Genomic DNA, 16904 nt, shown 5'->3' on the forward strand with positions numbered 1-16904 from the left:
GGATCGAGGGAGAACAGCATGATATCTTCACATGCGAAGGCAGGTCCGGGCTCTGTAAAGCTCGCTTGTCGCGACCTCTGGAAAATCTACGGCGCGAGCCCGCCGGAAGCGGCTGAGATAGCCAGCGCTTCCAGCAATGACGGCAACAATTCGGTCACCGGTAAAATCGCGCCGGGTCATGTGGCCGCTGTCGCTGGTGCAACGCTTGACATCCATGAGGCGGAAATCTTTGTGTTGATGGGCCTGTCTGGATCGGGCAAGTCGACATTGCTGCGCTGCCTGACGCGGTTGATAGAACCGTCCTATGGAAGCGTCACCCTCGACGGAGAAGATCTCCTGGCGGCGGACCGCCGGCGAATGACAGATATTCGCCGGCAAGCCATGGGGATGGTTTTCCAGAACTTCGGCCTTCTCCCTCATCTCACCGTGCTCGACAACGTTGCCTTCCCGCTTCGTGTGCAGGGGATCGACCGTGCCAAGCGGGAGGCTCGAGCACGGGAGATGACGGAACTTGTCGGATTAAAGGGCCGTGAGGCCCAATACCCCCGCGAATTGTCTGGTGGGCAGCAGCAGCGCGTCGGTATTGCCCGATCATTGGCAGCCGAGCCGGAAATCTGGTTCCTTGACGAGCCCTTTTCGGCACTGGACCCGATGATCCGGCGGCAAATGCAGGATGAATTCATTCGCTTGCAAAAGATGCTACGCAAGACGATCGTCTTCGTGACGCATGACGTCCAAGAAGCCTTCCGTCTTGCGGACCGTATTGCGATCATGCGTGACGGCGCCATCGAGCAGATCGGAACACCGGTCGAAATCGCGCTGTCGCCTGCAAACAACTATATCGCCGAATTCCTCCGTGACGTCCCGCTCCTCAAGGTCATCCGCGCAGGCGACGTGATGACACCAGGGCAAGGTGGCGAACGTCCATCGCGCATTTTCTCGTCCGCGGCCACCTTGGAGGAGATCCTACCCGATCTGCTTGGTGGCCCGCAGTCCATCGGAATCGCTGGTCCCGACGACACAATTCTGGGAGAGATTTCCCCCTCGGGTATTACGCGCCTTCTGCGTGGCGAGCGAGCGACGACCGCATGAAGCGCTTCGAACTGATTTGTAAAGCGCCCACTCTGTTGCAAGCGGTGGGAATGCCGGTGCTTGTCTTGGTCTGCGTCGGCGCCGCAAAGTTATCGCCCACCATCGCCAGCTTTCCGCAGGCATGGACGATACCTGTTCCGACCCTTGTCAACAGTGCGCTCGGCTGGCTTTTTCCGACGATCCTGCCGATCACCTCCTTCGTCAGCCGCCTGGCGGCTACTCTGCTTGCTGCGCTTATCGGCACCTTGCAATTTCTGCCATGGCCTGTCGTTGGTGCGGCCATTTTGCTGATCAGCTTGAAGGCCGGTGGCTTGAGACTGATCGCCATCAGCGTCGGTGCCGTCGCATATATTGTCCTGACCGGCTTCTGGCAGCAAAGCATGGCGACGCTATCGCTGGTCATCCTGGCTGTGCCGCTTTCGGTGCTGATCGGATTCGTGCTCGGACTTGGAGGGTTCTTCATGCCGCGCATGCGCAATGCCCTCGAACTTGTCTTTGATTTCATGCAGACCTTTCCGGCCTTCGCCTATCTGCTGCCGTTGCTCCTACTCTTCGGGTTCGGTCCGATTGCGGGACTGGTCGCGACCGCAATCTACGCAATCCCGCCAATGGCCCGGTGTACACTGAGTGGACTGACAGAAGTGCCTTCTGAACGTCGTGAAGTCGCGGAAATGAATGGATGCACATCGTGGCAGCGGCTCGTCTGGGTCGAACTTCCTTCCGCACGGCCAATGTTGGCGCTCGGCTTCAATCAAACCACGATGGCCGCTCTCAGCATGGTTATCACCGCTTCGATCATCGGTGGCTTCGATGATGTCGGCTGGGCAGTTTTGAGTGGACTGCGTTCTGCAGATCTAGGAAAGAGCCTGATGGCCGGACTGGTCATCGTGATGATCTCGATCGTTGTCGATCGAATCACTGGCGGCCTCCTGGGGTCGGCTGAATCGCGGACTACGGGCAAGCCGATGGCCGGTTGGCCAGCGATCTTGCTCGCGTCGGCAGCTGTTGTAGCCCTTGGCGCCGTGACACGTTACGCCCTTCCCTCTCTCGTGGCAGGATGGAACGAAAGTCGAGGCGTTGTCGATTTCCAGATTCTCAATCAGGGTCTTCTGGCGTTCGTCGCGCGATACAGCGATGTGCTCGACGCAATCAAGAATGCAGTACTCTATTATTTCGTGCTGCCGCTGCGCGTTGGATTGTCCGGTGCGGTTCTGCCGCTGACCTGGGGCTTTTCGATGACCCCGGGTGTCACCGCCGTATATGGTGCACTGGCGGCGATCCTGTCTGCCCGGCAGATGCTGAAAGGCCGCCCAGCGGCTGCAGGTGCAACGATTTGCCTGGCAATGTTGCTCTACACCGGTCTTGTTGCCTTCCCGTGGCCGGGGCTGTCGCGCTTGCAGCCTGGAGTGCATGGCGGGCTGCCGGAATGCGGCTGGCGCTGTTCACCGTGCTCAGTTTCGGCTTCGTGCTCATCACCGGCCTCTGGGTACCTTTCGTCAAGTCACTCTATCTGATCATTGTCGCTGTTGTGCTCTGCGCTTCCGTCGGCGGTCTGATCGGCATCATCGCTGCCCGCAACGATCGCTTCTCGGCCCTCATTCGACCGATCAACGATGCACTGCAGACAATGCCACAGTTCGTCTTTCTCATCCCGGCCCTGATGTTCTTCAAGGTCGGAGAATTCTCGGGCCTGATCGCGATTTCGCTCTACGCTGTTGTCCCCGCCATCCGCTACACCGAGGCTGGCCTGCGCAGTGTTTCGACGAACCTGCTTGAGACCGCCACCCAGATCGGCTGCACACCGCTTCAAAGCATGCTGCTGGTGCAGTTGCCGACGGCCCGGCCGGCCCTCTTGCTTGGCCTCAACCAGGTGGTTATGGCAGCAATCACTATGCTGCCTGTGGCCGCGACAGTCGGCACCGCTGAACTGGGTCAACAGATCTACATCGCGCTTGGCAAGGCTGACGCGGGCCTCGGCATAACCGCCGGCCTGGTCTTCTGCCTGCTCGCCATCAATCTCGATCGTATCCTGCGGGGCGTCGCCGAACGCCTGCGCGGCACGCATTAAAAAGAAAAGGAATACTTCATGCCCTTGTCCGAAGCCCAGCGACTTTCGACGCTAAGCCGTCCCGCCGGCAAGTGCCGTATCGTCATCGACACGGACACCTTCAACGAGATCGATGACCAGTTCGCGATCGTTCACGCTCTCCTGTCGCCCGAGCGGGTGAACGTCGAGGCAATCTACGCCGCACCCTTCGTCAATGAGACCAACGGCGATCCCGCCCGCGGCATGGAACTCAGCTATGACGAGATCCTTGCTCTGCTTTTCCGCTTGAACATTCCCCACAAAGGCCTCGTCCATCGTGGTGTGACGAGATATATCGGGCCGCAGAAGCAGCCGGTAGACGCGCCGGCGGTCGATGACCTAATCGCAAGGGCGATAAAGTCGTCCGCAGCAGACCCGCTCTACGTCATTGCCATCGCCGCGATCAGCAACGTTGCCTCGGCGATCTTGAAAGCCCCAGACATCGCCGACAAAATCGTCGTCGTCTGGTTGGGCGGCCATGCCATAGATTGGAGCCATCAGAACGAATTCAATCTCGCACAGGATGTCGGCGGCGTCCAAGTGCTGTTCGACTCCGGCGTTCCCCTCGTTCTCATTCCCTGCGAAGGGGTTACCACCATTCTTCACAGCACTGTCCCGGAAATCGAGCGCTATGTAGAGCCACATGGTGAGATCGGCGCCTTCCTCGCCATGCGCTTTAAAGGCTACTGCGATGATCATGTCGGCTGGGCCAAGGAAATCTGGGATATGGCGGCGACTGCATGGGCGCTGAGCTTCGACTGGGCGCCAAGCGTTCTCATGCCTACCCCGATTTTGACCGACGATATGCACTACAGCACCAACCGCGCGCGACACATGATGCGCTACGTCTATGCCGTGGACCGCAACGCCATCATGAAAGACTTTATTGGCAAGCTCGCCGGCACGAATCGGAAGCTAATGGCAAGCTACGAGGTCGAGCAGCAAAGCGCTTGAAATCATCAGTCAGGCAGTGAATTAGAAGTCACTCCAAGATTCACAGGCTTGGCGGGGAACTAAATTCAAGCAGCCCTCGCCTCTCTTTTTGACAGGATAGGCACGATGAGCTGGCAACGGCTGAAAATCGTTATCAAAGATGAAATATAACTGCATAGGCCGTTCGGGCCTGATGCTGCCTACCGTCTCCCTCAGCCTTTAGCATACTTTTTGGGCGGCGATACCGCATGAGCGCAAGGTCGACATGTGCCGCTCTCGATCTCGGTATGCCCCATTTCGATTTCGCCACACCGGCCTTCCGGGAGTGACATTCTGGCAATCGTTGCACATCTTCGTCTGAGGCGTGAGGCGAAAACGGCGCGTGTGAGAGAGCTGCTCGAGCAGATCGCACGGCTTATCGATCGGTATCCCGCCGAGCTTTCGGGCGGGCAGAAGCAGCGCGTGGCGATTGCCAGGGCGCTGGCCGCCAAGCCGGAGCTCATCCTCTGCGACGAGCCGACCTCGGCGCTCGATCCGCTCGTCGCCGAAGGCATCCTCAAGCTGTTGAAGCGGTTGAAGGAAGAGCAGCAGCTCTCGCGTAGCCAGGCCGGCACCGTTGAAATCGACGCAGGCGATGGAGCATCGCCAAGCGTGATCTAGTGGCGGGGAGAGACTCTCGGCAGCAGAATCATCGGAAGCACGATGAAACATGACGGCGCTTTTGGGAACAGAAATGGATCAAAAGCGCTGCGGTCGTCGAGCGCTAACAACGAATGATAATCTTGCATTATGGTTTGTGTTTCGGATGAGTGTCGCTCGCGAAATGCCTCAGCCACGGCTGCTGCCATAAGGCCGGCAATCGTCTTGCCTGGCCCCTCGTGCTATCGGCTGGCCACCAGCCTTGTTCCCGACCAAGATGGAACGATTGTACGTTCCTCCATCTCAAGGCATCGTCTAGCGTATTTTCGGCCTTCTCGCAACCGTTCGCCCTTTCATCGTTCGCGGCGGTCGCTCCCCTCCCTCCCTTGCGCCGAGGGTGCTGTTACGCGCACATCTCCCACCGATGCTCTCAAGCCCGCGGGCGCAAGTCTGTCACCGGCCGGTAGCGCCTCGTGTTGCCGGCGCCAGGCGTTTGATCCGCTGCCGCCAGATCCCCAAGTTGTCGGCCTCAGGCCTCGGGATCGGCAAGGGACAAAAGTCTGTGTCGACCATTGAGTGCCGCCTGGTGCGTCCCTGACCTGGAACTATACGCAATGCGGTCAACCGCAGACCGGAAGGACCGGCATATCGCCACCGTGCTCACCGGTATCCGCAACAAACACGCCTCCCCTGCCCGTCAAAAGGAAGCCATCCTGCGCGAGGATCTTGTCACCATGCTGGAAACGCTCGACCGCGGCACGCTGCGCGGTCTTCGTGACCGCGCCATGCTGCTTTGGACTTCGCCGGCGGCCAACGATGCGCTGGTCTTTCACCAGGCCGGCCTGCTGGGGGCGACGGTCCTGATCGGCAACGTTCGGGATTTCGATTACCTTAACCAGCTTGTTCCCTCGGTACGTGCGATCTCGTGCCACCTCTTGATCGTCGATCCGCTCGGCTCCCACCGCTTTGCCTTGCCCGGTGCTCGGTTTGATCGCGCGCAACATCAAGGTCTCCCCCGCAGGTCCTTGAGTCGCGACAAGCAACACTGCCCGCGCATCTCGAAAAGCTGGCCGACGGACTGGCGACCGGGATGCGCGGCGGTCTCTCGGAGGGAGAGCGGAGATGAAATTTTCCGGGCACTCGCTTCGCGCCGGCCCCTTCTTCCGCCGCGTCCTCGCCTCCTCGACCGAGGTCGACGAGCGTTACGTGCAAAAACAGCTCGGTCATGCCAGTGCGGAAATGACCGCAAATACCAGCATCGGCGCGATCGCTTCCGCGTCAATCTCACCAAGGCTTCTGGGCTATAGGCGCTAAGAGGCTCCCCTACCCGACCTTCAGTGAGATGCAGGTGGTAATAGGAAGGAATTTCCTCGGTGGATTTGTCGGTCGACAGGGCCCGCAAGACTGCTTCGGGCCCTTTCTCCATCTTCCGGAGCAAGGTGACTCGCCCTCGTGGCCCCGCCCGCGAGGGGAACGGTCCTGGGTCTGGCGCACGAGATCCGTCAAATATGACGGGTTCACTATCTTTGCTGTTGGGTGAGTCTGGCCCTAAGTAGCGGATTAAGTGGGACAATCTGCCCGTCGCGGGCATAATCCTGAATTATCGAGGAGTCGCGTTTAAGTATCTGTTAACCTTAAAGAGCTGGACGAACGCGAAGAATCGTGGCCTACCTTTGTCGGGCAAAGGGCGATAAACCGCCAAAAGGCCGACAATAAGGGTTTGCTACGACAATGGCTGTACAGGCTGCGACCGCTGCACCCCAGGAAGATCCGGCGGACAAGATTGTCCGGCATGCGGGGATGCTCTCTAGCCATCTACAGGCCAGACGCCACCAGATGTATCCGCCTCACGCTCAGAAGAGCCTCAGGTACTTCATGACTCATGAGGTTTCACGACTCACTTCAATACCTGAATCTACCCTCAAGTTGATGTCGAATGAAGGCAAAGGCCCGATGCCGGCTCGACTTGAGAACAATCATCGCGCCTACACGCTCGCTCAGATCAATGAACTTCGCGAATTGTTCGCGGTGCAACGCCCGACCGAAGCTTTGCGTTTCTTGCCACATCGGCGTGATGGCGAGCATCTTCAGATTTTAGCCGTCGCTAATTTTAAGGGCGGGAGCGCCAAGACAACGACGAGCGCGCATCTCGCACACTACCTCGCCCTCCACGGCTACAGGGTCCTGGCGATTGACCTCGACCCTCAAGCGTCGCTGTCGGCCATGTTCGGCGCGCAGCCGGAGATGGATGTACAGCACAATGAGACCATCTATGCCGCGTTGCGCTACGATGACGAGCGGCGTCCGATCCGGGAGATAATCCGAAAAACCTATTTTACCGGAATCGACCTGATCCCGGGAAACATTGAGGTCATGGAGTACGAGCATGAGACTCCCCGGTTCTTATCAAAACGGCAAGGCAGGTCCGACAGCATCTTCTTCGAACGGCTTCGGCTCGCGCTGCGAGAGGTCGAAGATGAATATGACGTCGTCATTCTGGACACCCCCCCTTCCCTCGGCTTTTTGACGCTCGGTGCAATTTATGCAGCGACCGGTCTCTTGGTGACGGTCCATCCAGCGATGCTCGATGTGATGTCCATGAGCCAGTTCCTGTTGATGATGGGCGATTTGATATCGGTTATTCGCGACGCAGGAGCAACGATGAAACAGGACTTTCTTCGATATGTCGTAACGCGGCATGATCCGATGGATCATTCCCAAGTTCACGTCGTAACGATGCTCCGACATCTCTTCACTGAGGATGTCCTTACGTCGACCGCGGTAGAAAGTGCCGCCATCGAGACTGCGGGTCTCGCTAAACGGACCCTGTACGAGCTTGAATCCGGGAATATCTCTGCAGCGACCGCTAAGCGTGCGAGAGAGTCGATCGACGCAGTCAACGATCAGATACTCGGCTTGATTAGCCAGAGCTGGGACGAACATGATGAGCAAGCGCCCCTCTGGGAGGTCGATTCTGGCGAACTTTAGTTCCTTTTCCGAACCGGACGCGGAAGTTGGTGAGTCGGCCTCCTTAGAGAGCGCGAAGCCTCCGATTCACGCGCAACCCCTGCCTCGCGTGGGTGCAGGCGTGATCGGGGCGACTCATCGATCTCTTTCCGAACTCAGGGAAGAGCGTGACCGGCTTCAGGCGCTGGTTGACGCCGGCGGCGGAGCCGAGCTGGATCCAAAGTTGATCGATCCCTCTCCGTTCCCTGATCGATTGCCGGATGACAGTGATGTCGAGTTCGAGGCACTGAAGAAGCTGATATCGGAGGAAGGTCAAAAGGTTCCCATTCAGGTTCGCCGGCATCCGACCACGGAAGGTCGATACCAGGTCATCTATGGACATCGCCGTTGGCGCGCCGCGGTCGACCTTGGCATCAGCGTCAAGGCGACGGTGGTTGCATTGTCAGACAGCGAGCTTGTCGTTGCACAGGGTATCGAAAATGCGGCCCGCCAGGACCTGAGCTGGATAGAGCGCGCGCTTTTTGCCTGGCGAATGGATGAGGCGGGCATAAAGTCACGAGATATTCGCGCTGCGTTGTCCATCGACGACCCAGAGTTGGCGCGCCTCCGCGCGGTGTCTAGAGTGCTTCCACTCGACGTGATTGAGGCAATTGGGCGTGCTCCCAAGGTTGGTCGACCTCGATGGCTCGCACTGGCGACGACAGTTGGCGCAGACAGCTCTGCGCTAGGTCGGGTGCGAAAAACCTTGTCAGCTGACAAGGTTTTGAGGCTCCCCTCGGATGAGAGATTCAGACATGCGCTGGATGCAGTCAAGGTGCCGGCACAGCGCTCGCACAGTGAAATCGAGCTCAGGAGCCCGAACGGCAAAGCCGTTGGAAGGGCAACCTTCTCAGGTGCCGATGTCAAGCTTTCAGTAGGCGGCGAGCACGCTGCAGCATTCAATGCCTTCCTCGAAGCAGAGCTGCCCGCACTGATGGAGCGGTTCTTTTCGCAGGAGGAGCGAGCGTGAATTCAGTGTTGGGCTCAAACCTTGTCATCTGACAAGGGTGAGCGAAGCGCTGGAAGGGGTGGAGGCCTCGGCCAAAGCCAGACGAACTTGGTGCAACAAACACAGAGGTAGCAAACGGTAAAAAGAAAGGCCCCCGAAACAGCGTCTCGGAAGCCCCTCTCGTTCGTTTGGCGACAATGAGAATCTCACTTCCGCGAATCACAGTCAAGGGTCTCCTTGCGGAGATTGGACGCCATTTTGGTGAGCACTTTCGCTTTGCCTAAAAGCTGAAGGGCAGAACCATGACTCAACGACTAGCAACGACGCCCTTTGGGCGGCGGCCGATGACGCTTGGCATGATCTCAAGCCAAGTCACCGCAAGGGCAGTGCCGAAGGACGCGACCGTCCACAAATGGCATGTGTTCCAAGATATCAAGGACGCCAGGATCGCTCTGGGCGCCACTGATCGCGCTTTGGCCATTCTCGACGCGCTGTTGTCGTTCCATCCGGACACAGCGCTTTCGGGCGACAGCGAGCTGATCGTCTGGCCATCCAACGATCAGCTGATCCGCCGCGCCAACGGTATGCCTCCAACGACGTTACGGCGGCACTTGGCCGTCTTGGTCGAGTGCGGATTGATCATCCGTAGGGACAGTCCGAACGGCAAGCGCTTCGCCCGGAAAGGGCAGGGGGGCGAGATCGAGCAAGCCTATGGCTTCGACATCTCGCCGATCATCGCGCGCGCTGAGGAGTTCAAGGATCTTGCGGAAGCGGTCAGATCTGAGAAGAAGGCCTTTCGTCTCGTTAAGGAGCGGCTAACCATATGCCGCCGTGACATCGCCAAGATGATCAACGCCGGGATTGAGGAAGGCGTGCCGGCGAACTGGGGCAGGGTCCAACACGCCTACCAGGCGATTGTCGGTCAAATACCACGCACCGCACCTAGACAGACCCTCGAGGCGATTGCCGAGGAGCTTGAAGGCCTTTGGGCGGAAGTGCGTGAAGCATTGGAATCATTTGTAAAAACACAGAAAGTGGACGCCATTGAGTCCGGAAATGGACGACACATACAGAATTCAAAACCAGACTCTAAATTTGAATCTGAAAGCGGCTTACGAGACGAAGAAGAAGCGGGCGGCAACGTTGCGGACACAGACAACGTACGGAGCCTGCCGAAACGCGAGCTGCCGCTAGGAATCGTGCTGGATGCTTGCCCGGACACGCTTTGGTTGGTGAAGGGTGGCGGCGGAATCCGCAACTGGCGTGAATTTCTGGCGGCCGCGGAGGTTGCCCGACCGACAATGGGCATTAGCCCGAGCGCCTGGGAGGAAGCGCGAACGGCAATGGGCGAGCAGCAGGCGGCGATTACCATTGCGGCGATTTACCAGCGGCAGGACCAGATCAACAGCGCTGGCGGCTATTTGCGCAGCCTGACGGACCGAGCAAAGGCCGGAAAGTTCTCGGTCTGGCCGATGGTGATGGCCTTGCTGCGCGCAAAACTGGAAGCGTCGAAAGCTGCCGGAAACGGTGCTGAAACTGCTGCCGTCGATTTGGAGACGGCGGGCAAGGTTGTGCGCACCGAATCGCGGCTGGAAATCAGCGATGCCTTGCGCCGCAGCCTCAACAAGCCGGGGCGCGGATCATGACCAGTCCGGTGGTTTTCGATCCGCACTGTGGGACATCGACCGTGGCTGCAGCGCTTGTTAGGAAAAGCGTCTTATGAGAGCATCGAAGATATGAAAAACGAACACGACCGGAAACCGACGCCCGATGAAACCGCTGGAATGGTGTGGTGGAACTCACTTGCCGAATCCGATCGTGCGGCGTGGTTGGCGCGGGCTGACAGCGCGATTCCAGCTGATGCCTGGGCGGCGTACAAGCGGCTCGGGGATGTTGAGCGTCAGCCACGGAGCGTAAACTGAGGGCTGTTCTGAAGCGCGATGACGTCCCTGTATCTCGGTCAGCTAGCGGGTAGTTCGGCGACGAGACCAAGCCGGCGGGCTCGATCGAGCAGGTTCTTGACTGATGAGGCCGACCATTTTGCGCTCCCTCGTGGAGTTCGCTCGTGCAGGCGCTCGAGCTGGTCAGCGATGTCGCGTAGCGATAGGTCTGGGTTGGACTGCGAAATACCCGCCACGAGGGTCATCAGGCGATCTTCGGGAGACCGAGGAGACGCCCGCTTTAGCAGCAAGGAATCGGCCAGATGCTCGGTGACGAGCCACCTCACTGCCCGCCGCAGTCGTTCAGGCGTCCAGTCGAGGCCACGCTGCTTCAGGACCCGAGCGATGTCGTCCCAGTTGTGGTCCGGTCGCATCCGGCGGACCGTCGGAAGCCACTGGTTCATCGTTGATTGTAGCCGTCGGCCATAGGCTGCCTTTTGCACCGCAGTCATCTTCGCCAAGACTTCCGGCTTGCGCTCCCGGATAGCAGGATTGCCGGGCAGCCGCCCCTTCGCTCGTGCGGCGATGATGCCGGCCTTGGTCCGCTCCGAAATCAGCGCACGCTCGAGCTGGGCAACGGCGCCGAGGACCTGCAGCGAAAACATGCCCTGTGGCGTCGACGTGTCAATCGGATCTCGCAGAGATCGGAAATGCGCGCCCTTTTCAGTCAGATCCTCGATCACCTGAAGGAGATGGCTGACCGAGCGCGCAAGGCGATCGAGACGCACAACGACCAGGACATCGCCGGCGCCGATATCGCTGATCAACCGCAGTAAGGCAGGGCGAGCTCTCGACGCACCAGATCCATGTTCCTGAACGACGACGTCGCACCCGGCCGCCCGCAGCTCCATTTCCTGCGCTTCCGTTGCTTGTTCGTCCGTCGAGACGCGCGCGTAGCCGATTTGCCGGCCATGGGGTCGACCGGAGCGTCGCTCTTGCGCTTCACGGGCCATTTGCGGCGTCTCTCAGCATCGGAAAGGCCTTTTGTACAAACACAGAAGATATCAGCAAACCATCGTTTGTAAACGTCTCTAGTTGCTCTTTACATCGCTCCTACCGCCTCGATGAGCCGGCAAATCAACGTTTTTCGGCCTCCTGAGCGTCCCAGGGCGTCGTGCTGTACAGTCCCGATATGGGGTCATTATCGATGGTGAGAAAGCCGCCAGAGAAAATCCCCTACAAGTCAACTTAACTGCCGGATAGCTTGACTAACGCGAATCAGCCATCATGAAAACAATGGCTTACACGCTCGACAAACTGCCCCTGGAAACCCTAATCGGACTGGTTGCCCGCGCCACCGAGGTTTTGGCCCGCCTTGACGAGCGGCTGGCTCGTTCCCCCGTCCGCGACGGTTTTGTCGAGCGCCAGCACTTCGCCGACGCGGCCGCCGCGCTGTGGCTCGAAGGCGAGCTCGTCCATCTCGAAGACCTCGTCCTGCACGACGCCCACATGGACATCCGCACTCCGACCCACGAGCTCACCCGGGCGCATGCCGTTTTGCGCGTCCGCCGGCGAATTTTGTCGCAGAAGCCGGACTGGGCGCTTAGCCGGGAAGGATTACGTGAGTTGACTGGTCGCGGGCACACGGCATCGGCGGCGGTTGGTGTCGGCCAGGAAGGGCAGGGGGCTGGAACCAGCGTAGTTGAAGCCGATGTTCGGGACGATGTTGAGGACGATCTTCTGGCTGAGGAGTTTGCCGAGATCGATGCTGTCTTGGCGCGCTCATCAAAGATCCTCAACGGCGCCGACGTGCCGGCAAGGACGCTGCGTTCGGACGAACGGCCGGACTTGATCTACGATCTCGACTGGAATGAAGAGGAACGGCTGGCCGAATGGCAGGCCGTCCTCGCGGAAACGCGGGAGTTGCCGGCGGTGTTGCGCGCGGCGATCCTGCTCGAAGCCTGGTCCGACATCGCGGTGCTGCAGCATGCCGCCTGGCTCGGATCGCTGCTCGTTGCCGCGCTGCTGCGGCAGGATGGTCTCGCCACCAACCATCTCGCCAGCCTGCATCTCGGCGCCAAAAACATTCCGCGCGAGCGGAGACGGGCGCGCAATCAGCCCGATCGGTTGTTGGCTTGTGTTGACGCCATCCATGACGCTGCGCTCGCCGGGCTAAAGGAGCACGACCGCCTTGTGATGGCGAAAGGCCAGATGGAGCGGCGCCTACGCGACCGCCGTGCCAGCTCAAAACTGCCTGACCTGGTCGAGCTGGTGCTCTCGCGGCCGATCGTCTCGACCGGCATGATTCAGGATGGGCTAAAAGTCTCGAAGCAGGGGGCGCTCAATCTGGTCGGCGAGCTCCGCCTGCGCGAGATGACGGGCAGGGGAAGGTTTCGTGCGTGGGGGATCGTATGATGATGGCTTTTTGAATAATAGACGGGCTGACGCTGGCGGCTTATCAATAGTGTGGTCGTGGATTGCAATGCCGTAAACTAAAAACAAACCTGGTTAAAAGAATAGATCGGCTCCAAAAGCCAGCCAATACGGCGGACGCCATGCAGCTGCTTTTCGAGGCGACCAGAACTTCGATTCTCAGCACACCCCGGGAATCGAATGCTTGCGGCCTGCACCTCTGTCCGGATGGCTGACCAAGGACTCCCGGGGCCACCGGCCTGAACCGGGCATCCCGCCTGAGGGGCCGGATTCGGGTCTTTTCGGCTGATCTGTCAACAAAGGAGCGATTTGCAGGCCCATACAGCGCGTTCGTCGACGCCTTGCGATACCCTCAGGTCAGGGGGAACGAGGTCACCTGTGCATGTGGCGTACACCGTGCTAGTGCAGTCTTGGGACGGCACGGGGCTCACATGGACAAACAGACTAAGGGTGCATGGGTCATCCATCACGGCAGGAAGATTTCGGGCGACCAGCGTGGCGCGTCAGATTACAGCGCGATAGACCTTGCAGCGAAGGCGGCTTCGCTGCTGGTCAGGCTTGCGGAGAGCAAGCAAGCGGACCTGAACAAGAGCCAAGTGATAGCCGCTGCAAGGATCGGCGGCCTGAATCCTAAGACAGAGCTTCAGGCATGCCTCACCCAGCTTCAGGATCGGCGGGTCATCGACGTCGCCGCTGACGGTTCGGTTTCGGTCATTGGCGTGACCGGTCGCACCGCGCTTGGTCACGCCTCGGACCTTTTCGACGAGAACGAGCCCCAGCCCTTCGAGCTCGCCTCCATAGGCCTGGCGGAGCTGGCATCGTCCTCGCCCGTCGGCGTGAAGGCTGCGTCGGAGTACATCGGCGACACCTATAAGCTCACCAAGAACGATACCTCCGATTTCCTCGGCCAAGCTTATGGCATCGGGTTCGTTGACGCCGAGGGAGAAGGCGATGAACGCCTTCTGTTCAACGGCAACCTGTTCCGCCGGAACACAGCCGAAAAGACCAAGAAGGTGCTCGACTCGCTGACCCCGGCCGAACAGGCAAGCCTCCAGCAGTTCGAGCAGCTGCTCAAGGTGAAGGGCGCGGTCGTAGCCACTCACGCCAAGAAGATGCTTGGCGCCCCACTGCTCTCAAAGCTGCAGGCCGCTGCCGTCTTCGACATTAACGTCGTCTCCAACGAGGCCGGCGAACACGCTTTCATGACGTCGCCAGGCGCGTTCCACAAGTTTACCAGTCCGCTGATCGACGACGCGTTTGATCATGCCAAGGCGCTGGTTTCCGCTCTCAGCTACGGCATGTCGCAGAGCACGCCTGTCCGCGGCCGGATTTGGGGAGTTGAATTGATCCTTGCCAAGCTGCTCCGAGGCGAGGCCGTCGGCCCAGCTCCTGCCATCGGGAGCGACTACAGGGCGCTGGAGTTCGAGCGCGTCGTCCAGATAACGCGTACCGGAAACGGCTATTTCACGATGCGCCTCCTGAAGATGGAGGTCGGTCAGATCGCCTTGCAGGTTCTGAAGGGTGGCGATGCCGCCGCAGCGGCGCTGGAAGTGCTTCCGAGCGCTGGCATGAGCGGGTACACTCCTCCGGAAGCCGCTCGGACGGATTTCAGGACAAAGAAACAGGGCCCTCAAAGCAAGTCGCAGATGCGGACGCTGTTGAGCGCCGTACGCGGTGGAGGCAGCCTATGATGGCCACGGCAAGCGGTGCTAAGGGTCTGAAGACCGAAGAGCTGGTCAGAGCCTATTTCCTCCGTGCCGGGTTCTTCGTTATGCGCGGAATCAAGCTGCGGCATGATGGCGTCGAGCTGACCGACATCGACATGTGGGTATACGAGCGTTCAGCGACGCTGGCCCGGCGGCGCACTATCATCGACATCAAGGACAAAAGGACTCCGCAAGCAGCGGAACGGCTGTTCTTCGTCAAGGGAGTGGCAAGCGTCATCTCCGTCGAGGGCGCAGGCGTGGCCACGACCGACAACCGCCCGATGCTCCGGGAGCTGGCGCGGAAGCATGGAGTCCTGTGGATCGACGGGGCGGACCTCCAGCGCCTCAAGGACAGCGACGCGCTTTCCGGACTGAACCGCATGACCGAAGAGGAGTTCAACGGCGAGATCGCCGATATCGATAACGCGAGAAACGGTCGCGTCTTAAGGGACAAGATAGACGAGGTGAAATCCGCTGTCGCCGACAGGTTCGGGCCGTCATGCGCCAATACCGCGCTTGAAGGCTTCCAGCTGTTCGCCCGCGAGGCCGTGAACGCGCATCCTGCTTCCGCCGCCGCTCGGGGAGCCGGACGCCTCACCTATCTCGCCGCCGCCATCGCTGCCGCCGCCTTCGATTTCGCGTCTGCGGACACCGCCCTCAGACCCTCTGCCGAACGCGTTCGACACATGACTGACGCCATCCGTTTCGGGGCGAACACCGAGGGAGCACTCGCTAACCTGCGGTGGACCGAGGCTGCGATCAGGGAATACTTGCCGAACGGCGCAGGGCTGGCTCAGGTGGTCCGGGAGAAATTCACGGCGGAGCTGAATGCGGTTCCTGCCGAAGGACTGGCGGAAATCGTCATCAGGCTGAGCAATTCGGAGAAGCTGTTCAGCATCGCCAAGTCCCTTGAGAAGGCCGCCTACGCGTCACATCTCGTTTCCTTCGATCACCTCGATGCGGACACAAAGGGGTTTCTCGGTGCGTTGCTTGACTTCGCCGATATCAGCCGACCGAAATTCGCGGAAGGTTGGACAGGCCATCCGCAGGCTGACACTGGCGTTTCCGGCAGATTCATGGAAGTTAAGAACGACGGCCGAAAGATATCGAACAAGAGCGAGGAAGGCTCTGATAAGAGGAAACCCCCTCCGGCTCCGGCAAAGAATCAGCGCCGTCTGCTGTGACGGCCGGCCTCGTCGATCGTGCGGCCGTTTTCATTCAGTGGCCATGAAGGTCACACAGCCCATTTCCCCCTTCGGGATAGAATCGGAGCACAATGCTGATTCAGGAAGACGATTTCAGCCAAAAAGCTCCGAGAGAAACCGGATAGGAAAGTTCGTGGGGTCGGCCGGGGGGTGTTCGTGGGCTTGTTGATAGAGATGCCAAAGATACAACTCGATCAGGTTTTGCTGAAAACCTGGGGAGCGAAGTGGCTTGGTGCTGTTGCCTCGGAAGTTAACCCGAAGAACAAGGGGGCGGTCGCACCAGCTCCTAAAGCGAAGAAACCAAACCGTTTCGACAAGAAGCAAGGCATGGACTTCGGCCTGGTTTTTGATGTGGCTTTTGGCAACGCACTCGCGACTATGCTTGGAAATAAGGTTGCTAGTCCAATCAACAACTCGCTGCTCCCTCCTGCGCCCGATGTGGTCGAGGTCGGAAAGGCGCGAATCGTGGGTGGCATTCGTCCGCAGAATTACGACGCCGCTTATCGACCTGATGGTCCGCGACTGGTCTATGATAGCAAGACGCTGAACGACGCAGGGAGCATTCGAAAAAACTGGCAGAACATGATCAACGACCTCGCAACTGAGGCATCGACCGTCCATACTCGGTTCCCTTACTGCATTGTCGTCTTCGTTATCGCTTTGCCGCGGCCTGCTCTGCTTTGGCCTCAAGAGCAGGCGCTTATCCGAACGCTTGACCGGCTGGGATCACGTGAGGACGAACTCGATCAGCATCATTTGGCTGAAAGCATCTCGCTCGTCATCTGGAACCCTGAAGACGGTTCAATAGACATGAAGTCTCCCCCGCCAGACAGTCGGCTCCGCTTGGAGACGATGAATGATAGAATCTATCAAGCATACATAGACCGCTATCGAAACTTGCCGCCGCATGAGATCGAAGAGGCTGTTGATGTAGACTCGGAACCTGCGGCCGACGGATCTGGTATTGTTTAGGAA

General features: G+C 59.3%; 12 protein-coding genes and 3 pseudogenes. 14 read left to right on the forward strand and 1 reads right to left on the reverse strand.

Annotated features, from left to right (window positions below; all coding sequences use genetic code 11):
- Positions 1-18: 18 nt before the first annotated feature.
- The 10 genes and pseudogenes from A6B35_RS29830 to repC all read left to right on the forward strand — a co-directional run bounded on the left by A6B35_RS29830 (position 19) and on the right by repC (position 10351).
- Positions 19-1092, forward strand: coding sequence for a quaternary amine ABC transporter ATP-binding protein (locus tag A6B35_RS29830; protein ID WP_006205747.1), 1074 nt, complete (start codon positions 19-21; stop codon positions 1090-1092).
- Positions 1089-2606 carry an ABC transporter permease gene (locus A6B35_RS29835; protein ID WP_083209851.1) on the forward strand — a complete coding sequence of 506 codons (1518 nt, stop codon included), beginning with the start codon at positions 1089-1091 and terminating at the stop codon, positions 2604-2606. Before A6B35_RS29830 ends, A6B35_RS29835 begins: the two co-directional genes overlap by 4 nt.
- Positions 2519-3160, forward strand: a complete 642-nt coding sequence (locus A6B35_RS36310) for an ABC transporter permease (protein ID WP_065518332.1) — start codon at positions 2519-2521, stop codon at positions 3158-3160. The genes A6B35_RS29835 and A6B35_RS36310 overlap by 88 nt, the downstream gene beginning before the upstream one ends.
- Positions 3161-3178: 18 nt before the next feature.
- Positions 3179-4132: a nucleoside hydrolase gene (locus A6B35_RS29845; protein ID WP_006205750.1), complete on the forward strand. Its 954-nt coding sequence runs from the start codon at positions 3179-3181 to the stop codon at positions 4130-4132.
- Between the two features lie 139 nt (positions 4133-4271).
- Positions 4272-4419, forward strand: a pseudogene (locus tag A6B35_RS37415) (L-glyceraldehyde 3-phosphate reductase); the annotation flags it as partial.
- Between the two features lie 49 nt (positions 4420-4468).
- Positions 4469-4708 (forward strand): annotated as a pseudogene (locus A6B35_RS36795) (ATP-binding cassette domain-containing protein); the annotation flags it as partial.
- 604 nt (positions 4709-5312) lie between these two features.
- A pseudogene (locus A6B35_RS37750) lies at positions 5313-6057 on the forward strand (site-specific integrase); the annotation flags it as partial.
- Between the two features lie 424 nt (positions 6058-6481).
- The gene (gene repA / locus A6B35_RS29865) at positions 6482-7738 is read left to right on the forward strand and encodes a plasmid partitioning protein RepA (RefSeq protein ID WP_065518334.1); all 1257 of its coding nucleotides are present in this window, start codon (positions 6482-6484) and stop codon (positions 7736-7738) included.
- The gene (gene repB, locus A6B35_RS29870) at positions 7695-8726 is read left to right on the forward strand and encodes a plasmid partitioning protein RepB (RefSeq protein WP_006205757.1); all 1032 of its coding nucleotides are present in this window, start codon (positions 7695-7697) and stop codon (positions 8724-8726) included. Before repA ends, repB begins: the two co-directional genes overlap by 44 nt.
- A 281-nt stretch (positions 8727-9007) precedes the next feature.
- The gene (repC, locus tag A6B35_RS29875; protein WP_006205758.1) at positions 9008-10351 is read left to right on the forward strand and encodes a plasmid replication protein RepC; all 1344 of its coding nucleotides are present in this window, start codon (positions 9008-9010) and stop codon (positions 10349-10351) included.
- Between the two features lie 314 nt (positions 10352-10665).
- Here repC and A6B35_RS29880 read toward each other — a convergent pair whose 3' ends face one another.
- The gene (locus tag A6B35_RS29880; RefSeq protein ID WP_040583916.1) at positions 10666-11598 is read right to left on the reverse strand and encodes a recombinase family protein; all 933 of its coding nucleotides are present in this window, start codon (positions 11596-11598) and stop codon (positions 10666-10668) included.
- 274 nt (positions 11599-11872) lie between these two features.
- Between A6B35_RS29880 and A6B35_RS29885 the strand changes: the two genes are divergently transcribed.
- The 4 genes from A6B35_RS29885 to A6B35_RS29900 all read left to right on the forward strand — a co-directional run bounded on the left by A6B35_RS29885 (position 11873) and on the right by A6B35_RS29900 (position 16901).
- Positions 11873-13000 carry an RHE_PE00001 family protein gene (locus A6B35_RS29885; RefSeq protein ID WP_167361633.1) on the forward strand — a complete coding sequence of 376 codons (1128 nt, stop codon included), beginning with the start codon at positions 11873-11875 and terminating at the stop codon, positions 12998-13000.
- 449 nt (positions 13001-13449) lie between these two features.
- On the forward strand, positions 13450-14709 hold the full coding sequence (locus tag A6B35_RS29890) for a hypothetical protein (RefSeq protein WP_006205763.1): 1260 nt from the start codon (positions 13450-13452) through the stop codon (positions 14707-14709).
- Positions 14706-15908, forward strand: a complete 1203-nt coding sequence (locus A6B35_RS29895; protein WP_006205764.1) for a hypothetical protein — start codon at positions 14706-14708, stop codon at positions 15906-15908. Before A6B35_RS29890 ends, A6B35_RS29895 begins: the two co-directional genes overlap by 4 nt.
- A gap of 177 nt (positions 15909-16085) precedes the next feature.
- Entirely contained in the window at positions 16086-16901 is an 816-nt protein-coding gene (locus tag A6B35_RS29900) for a hypothetical protein (RefSeq protein WP_202799471.1), read from the forward strand.
- Positions 16902-16904 lie beyond the last annotated feature (3 nt).

Source organism: Mesorhizobium amorphae CCNWGS0123, assembly GCF_001686985.1.
GTDB lineage: Bacteria > Pseudomonadota > Alphaproteobacteria > Rhizobiales > Rhizobiaceae > Mesorhizobium > Mesorhizobium amorphae.